General features: G+C 70.7%; 1 protein-coding gene and 1 pseudogene. Both read right to left on the bottom strand.

Annotated elements, in window-relative coordinates; genetic code table 11:
* Positions 1-474: rhamnogalacturonan endolyase family protein (locus IG99_RS43460; RefSeq protein WP_463607373.1), on the bottom strand; the 474-nt coding region annotated here is incomplete at its 3' end.
* Positions 475-716: 242 nt separating this feature from the next.
* Positions 717-941 (bottom strand): annotated as a pseudogene (locus IG99_RS43455) (alpha/beta hydrolase); the annotation flags it as partial.

The raw sequence follows: 941 nt of genomic DNA, 5'->3' as shown, positions 1-941 counted from the left end.
CAGCACGAAGTCCAGCGCGCCGTCGCCGTCGAGGTCGCCCACCGAGGCGTCGTTGGCCTCGTAGGTGTAGGCGACGCCGTCGGGGGTCGTGCCCCCGGCCGGGGGAGAGATCGGCACGTCCCGGTATCCGGCCCGGAACTGGAGCGCGCGCTCGGAAGGGGCCTGCTCGGTACCGTTCACCACCGCGCGCACCGTGTAGTCGGCCGAGTCCGGGGCGCCGGCGTCGAAGTAGTTGGTGGAGCTGGTCATGGGTGAGGAGTTGAGCTTGGAGCCGCCACGGTAGACGTTGAACGCCACGTCGTTCGGGTCGGTGGCCAGCCATCGCCATGACACCAGGTTTCCGCCGCTGGTGTGGACGCTGGTCAGCCCGCGGTCGAGCCGTTCCATCTGCCGCGCGGTCGCGGCATGCGCGCTCTGTGGCAGTGCGACGAGCATGGAAACGGCCAGCGCGGCCGCGGTGGTGATACCGCCGATCAGCCGGCCGTGTTGCGGGCGACGGACGGGCCGCCGACACCGTCCGGCGTGCGGACGCCGGTCTGAGCAGGTCACGGTGACCTCCGAGTGGGGGGTGGGTGAAACGCGGCGGCCCCTGAGAAGCGCGCGGACAGTGGTCGGTTCAAGGGCCGGCGCGGAAGACATGCGTGGTGAGTCCGGGCTGCAGGCTCAGTGAGGCGATCGCGACAATCACTCGCGTCGGGGCGGCGAGTGGTCGCTCCTCAGCTCAGCACGGATTCCCAGGTTGTGGTGCTGGAGGTGGCGTCGGCGCGGAGGCGGTCGCGGGCGACGGTGTCGCCGTACAGACTCCACCGCATCCAGTCCACGAAGGTGTTGATGGTCCGGGCGTCGCCGAAGTAGTTGCTGTGGCCGGCGCCGCGGAAGGTGAGGAACGCCTTGGCGGCGGGCAGTTCCCGGTACGCCTGGCGGGCGGAGGAGATCGGGCA

The sequence above is a fragment of the Streptomyces griseus subsp. griseus genome (genome assembly GCF_000720255.1).
GTDB classification, from domain to species: domain Bacteria; phylum Actinomycetota; class Actinomycetes; order Streptomycetales; family Streptomycetaceae; genus Streptomyces; species Streptomyces griseus_I.
The sequence above is the reverse complement of the archived record's forward strand: the minus strand, read 5'-3'. Positions and strand labels throughout refer to the sequence as shown.